3 rRNA genes are annotated in these 5,406 nt (G+C 54.9%); all 3 read left to right on the top strand.

The window, feature by feature from the left end:
• Window positions 1-135: 135 nt before the first annotated feature.
• The 3 genes from LTL01_RS14530 to rrf all read left to right on the top strand — a co-directional run bounded on the left by LTL01_RS14530 (window position 136) and on the right by rrf (window position 5,363).
• Window positions 136-1,657, top strand: a 16S ribosomal RNA gene (locus LTL01_RS14530).
• A 376-nt stretch (window positions 1,658-2,033) separates the two neighbouring features.
• Window positions 2,034-5,141 (top strand): 23S ribosomal RNA (locus tag LTL01_RS14535).
• 105 nt (window positions 5,142-5,246) lie between these two features.
• Window positions 5,247-5,363, top strand: a 5S ribosomal RNA gene (gene rrf / locus LTL01_RS14540).
• The 16S, 23S and 5S rRNA genes sit together here, the layout of an rRNA operon.
• The last annotated feature ends 43 nt before the right edge of the window (window positions 5,364-5,406 follow it).

The raw sequence follows: 5,406 nt of genomic DNA on the forward strand, positions 1-5,406 counted from the left end.
TGGTGAGAATTCCTTTGGATCAAAGTCCAATCTCTTTTCGGAGGGGTTGGCATCTGGATAGTCAGTTTTGACTTCCTGTTTGGTCAGATTGAACTCGCTGACTCGGCCTTATTCCGGTTGGGTTGGTTTCTTTCTTTTACGGAGAGTTTGATCCTGGCTCAGGATGAACGCTGGCGGCGTGCTTAACACATGCAAGTCGAACGGTGAAGCCAAGCTTGCTTGGTGGATCAGTGGCGAACGGGTGAGTAACACGTGAGCAACCTGCCCTGAACTCTGGGATAAGCGCTGGAAACGGCGTCTAATACTGGATATGAGCTGCGGAGGCATCTTCGTGGTTGGAAAGATTTTTCGGTTTGGGATGGGCTCGCGGCCTATCAGCTTGTTGGTGAGGTAATGGCTCACCAAGGCGTCGACGGGTAGCCGGCCTGAGAGGGTGACCGGCCACACTGGGACTGAGACACGGCCCAGACTCCTACGGGAGGCAGCAGTGGGGAATATTGCACAATGGGCGGAAGCCTGATGCAGCAACGCCGCGTGAGGGATGACGGCCTTCGGGTTGTAAACCTCTTTTAGCAGGGAAGAAGCGAAAGTGACGGTACCTGCAGAAAAAGCGCCGGCTAACTACGTGCCAGCAGCCGCGGTAATACGTAGGGCGCAAGCGTTATCCGGAATTATTGGGCGTAAAGAGCTCGTAGGCGGTTTGTCGCGTCTGCTGTGAAAACCCGAGGCTCAACCTCGGGCCTGCAGTGGGTACGGGCAGACTAGAGTGCGGTAGGGGAGATTGGAATTCCTGGTGTAGCGGTGGAATGCGCAGATATCAGGAGGAACACCGATGGCGAAGGCAGATCTCTGGGCCGTAACTGACGCTGAGGAGCGAAAGGGTGGGGAGCAAACAGGCTTAGATACCCTGGTAGTCCACCCCGTAAACGTTGGGAACTAGTTGTGGGGTCCATTCCACGGATTCCGTGACGCAGCTAACGCATTAAGTTCCCCGCCTGGGGAGTACGGCCGCAAGGCTAAAACTCAAAGGAATTGACGGGGACCCGCACAAGCGGCGGAGCATGCGGATTAATTCGATGCAACGCGAAGAACCTTACCAAGGCTTGACATACACGAGAACGCTGCAGAAATGTAGAACTCTTTGGACACTCGTGAACAGGTGGTGCATGGTTGTCGTCAGCTCGTGTCGTGAGATGTTGGGTTAAGTCCCGCAACGAGCGCAACCCTCGTTCTATGTTGCCAGCACGTAATGGTGGGAACTCATGGGATACTGCCGGGGTCAACTCGGAGGAAGGTGGGGATGACGTCAAATCATCATGCCCCTTATGTCTTGGGCTTCACGCATGCTACAATGGCCGGTACAAAGGGCTGCAATACCGCGAGGTGGAGCGAATCCCAAAAAGCCGGTCCCAGTTCGGATTGAGGTCTGCAACTCGACCTCATGAAGTCGGAGTCGCTAGTAATCGCAGATCAGCAACGCTGCGGTGAATACGTTCCCGGGTCTTGTACACACCGCCCGTCAAGTCATGAAAGTCGGTAACACCTGAAGCCGGTGGCCCAACCCTTGTGGAGGGAGCCGTCGAAGGTGGGATCGGTAATTAGGACTAAGTCGTAACAAGGTAGCCGTACCGGAAGGTGCGGCTGGATCACCTCCTTTCTAAGGAGCATCTGGAGACTTCGGTCTTCCAGGCGCCAGATCAGGACCGAATGTGTTCTGCTGGTTAGCTCATGGGTGGAACATTTGACTTGGTGTCGAGGATTGATTCTCTGGTTAGTACGGCCTTCGGGTTTGGAACGCTGGGGGGGATTGGTTCGGCACATGCACGCTGTTGGGTCCTGAGGGACCGGGTGAGAGCCTGATTTCTCTGGGCCTTTCTTGTTGCCGGCTGTGGCTGGTTGCGGGGAGGGTACCGCCCGTACTTTGAGAACTACACAGTGGACGCGAGCATCTTTGGACCGACCTTCGGGTTGGTCCAGAAAGATGATCTTAAAGATCATTAGTCAATTTCAATTGGCGATTCAAACTCATGTGATTTCAAGTCTTTAAGAGCAAACGGTGGATGCCTTGGCATCTGGAGCCGAAGAAGGACGTAGCAATCTGCGATAAGCCTCGGGGAGTGGATAAGCACACTGTGATCCGAGGATTTCCGAATGGGGAAACCCCGCCTGGCGCAGCAATGTGACCTGGTGACTCCCGCCTGAATATATAGGGCGGGTAGAGGGAACGTGGGGAAGTGAAACATCTCAGTACCCACAGGAAGAGAAAGCAACCGCGATTCCGTTAGTAGTGGCGAGCGAAACCGGATCAGGCTAAACCTAGCGTGTGTGATAGCCGGCAGGCGTTGCACGTTGGGGGTTGTGGGACTTTTCGGGCTGTTCTGCCGAGCAGCCGGCGTGACAAGAGGGTATAGACGAACCGCATTGAAAGGCGGGTCAGAGAGGGTGCGAACCCCGTAGTCGAAATGCCCTACTTGGCGTGAAGAGTATCCCAAGTAGCACGGGGCCCGAGAAATCCCGTGTGAATCTGTCAGGACCACCTGATAAGCCTAAATACTCCCAGATGACCGATAGCGGACAAGTACCGTGAGGGAAAGGTGAAAAGTACCCCGGGAGGGGAGTGAAATAGTACCTGAAACCGTTTGCTTACAAACCGTTGGAGCCTCCTTAGTAGGGGTGACAGCGTGCCTTTTGAAGAATGAGCCTGCGAGTTAGCGATACGTGGCGAGGTTAACCCGTGTGGGGTAGCCGTAGCGAAAGCGAGTCTGAATAGGGCGATTCAGTCGCGTGTCCTAGACCCGAAGCGAAGTGATCTATCCATGGCCAGGTTGAAGCGACGGTAAGACGTCGTGGAGGACCGAACCCACTTAGGTTGAAAACTGAGGGGATGAGCTGTGGATAGGGGTGAAAGGCCAATCAAACTTCGTGATAGCTGGTTCTCTCCGAAATGCATTTAGGTGCAGCGTTGCGTGTTTCTTGCCGGAGGTAGAGCTACTGGATGGCCGATGGGCCCTACAAGGTTACTGACGTCAGCCAAACTCCGAATGCCGGTAAGTGAGAGCGCAGCAGTGAGACTGTGGGGGATAAGCTTCATAGTCGAGAGGGAAACAACCCAGACCACCAACTAAGGTCCCTAAGCGCGTGCTAAGTGGGAAAGGATGTGGAGTTGCTTAGACAACCAGGAGGTTGGCTTAGAAGCAGCCACCCTTGAAAGAGTGCGTAATAGCTCACTGGTCAAGTGATTCCGCGCCGACAATGTAACGGGGCTCAAGCACGCCACCGAAGTTGTGGCATTGACATTATTGGTAGGCCTTCGTGGTCCAGCCGTGTTGATGGGTAGGAGAGCGTCGTGTGGCGAGTGAAGCGGCGGGGTGACCCAGCCGTGGACGCCACACGAGTGAGAATGCAGGCATGAGTAGCGAAAGACGTGTGAGAAACACGTCCTCCGAAAGACCAAGGGTTCCAGGGTCAAGCTAATCTTCCCTGGGTAAGTCGGGACCTAAGGCGAGGCCGACAGGCGTAGTCGATGGACAACGGGTTGATATTCCCGTACCGGCGAAGAACCGCCCAAGCTAATCCAGTGGTGCTAAGTGCCCGAATTCCTTCTTATCGATCCCTTCGGGGTGAGAGGGGGGGAGCTAGCGCACGACCCCATGCTGGTGCGGTTAGCGTATTAACAGGTGTGACGCAGGAAGGTAGCCCAAGCCAGGCGATGGTAGTCCTGGTGCAAGTGCGTAGGCCGAGTGATAGGCAAATCCGTCACTCATTGAGGCTGAGACACGATGCGGATAAAAAGTGGGTGATCCTATGCTGCCGAGAAAAGCATCGACGCGAGGTTCCAGCCGCCCGTACCCCAAACCGACTCAGGTGGTCAGGTAGAGAATACCAAGGAGATCGAGAGAATCGTGGTTAAGGAACTCGGCAAAATGCCCCCGTAACTTCGGGAGAAGGGGGGCCATCCGCTTATTAGGATTTACTCCGAAAGGGCGTGGTGGCCGCAGAGACTAGTGGGTAGCGACTGTTTACTAAAAACACAGGTCCGTGCCAAGTCGCAAGACGATGTATACGGACTGACGCCTGCCCGGTGCTGGAAGGTTAAGAGGACCGGTTAGCCGCAAGGCGAAGCTGAGAATTTAAGCCCCAGTAAACGGCGGTGGTAACTATAACCATCCTAAGGTAGCGAAATTCCTTGTCGGGTAAGTTCCGACCTGCACGAATGGCGTAACGACTTCCCAACTGTCTCAACCGCGAACTCGGCGAAATTGCATTACGAGTAAAGATGCTCGTTACGCGCAGCAGGACGGAAAGACCCCGTGACCTTTACTACAGCTTGGTATTGGTGTTCGGTGTGGCTTGTGTAGGATAGGTGGGAGACTGTGAAGCATGGACGCTAGTTCGTGTGGAGTCGTTGTTGAAATACCACTCTGGTCACTCTGGATATCTAACTTCGAACCGTAATCCGGTTCAGGGACAGTGCCTGGTGGGTAGTTTAACTGGGGCGGTTGCCTCCCAAAAAGTAACGGAGGCGCCCAAAGGTTCCCTCAACCTGGTTGGCAATCAGGTGGCGAGTGTAAGTGCACAAGGGAGCTTGACTGTGAGACTGACAGGTCGAGCAGGGACGAAAGTCGGGACTAGTGATCCGGCAGTGGCTTGTGGAAGCGCTGTCGCTCAACGGATAAAAGGTACCTCGGGGATAACAGGCTGATCTTGCCCAAGAGTCCATATCGACGGCATGGTTTGGCACCTCGATGTCGGCTCGTCGCATCCTGGGGCTGGAGTAGGTCCCAAGGGTTGGGCTGTTCGCCCATTAAAGCGGTACGCGAGCTGGGTTTAGAACGTCGTGAGACAGTTCGGTCCCTATCCGCTGCGCGCGTAGGAAGTTTGAGAGGATCTGACCCTAGTACGAGAGGACCGGGTTGGACGAACCTCTGGTGTGCCAGTTGTTCCGCCAGGAGCACCGCTGGTTAGCTACGTTCGGGATGGATAACCGCTGAAAGCATCTAAGCGGGAAGCCGGCCTCAAGATGAGACTTCCATACCTTCGGGTGAGAGGCTCCCAGCCAGACTACTGGGTTGATAGGCCGGATGTGGAAGCGCAGTAATGCGTGAAGCTGACCGGTACTAATAAGCCGATGACTTGATAACACACCGTTTTAGGTGCTCGCGTCCACTGAGTGGTTCCCGATGTACGGTCGGGAACTCAACAACACAATTCTTATGTTGTGTGTTGACGATACACATCAATAGTGTTTCGGCGGCCATAGCGAGAGGGAAACGCCCGGTTACATTCCGAACCCGGAAGCTAAGCCTCTCAGCGCCGATGGTACTGCAGGGGGGACCCTGTGGGAGAGTAGGACACCGCCGGACTTCTTTTAAACGAAAGGGCCACCCAATGTTGGGTGGCCCTTTC

The sequence above is a fragment of the Microbacterium aurantiacum genome, from assembly GCF_021654035.1.
Lineage (GTDB): Bacteria > Actinomycetota > Actinomycetes > Actinomycetales > Microbacteriaceae > Microbacterium > Microbacterium aurantiacum.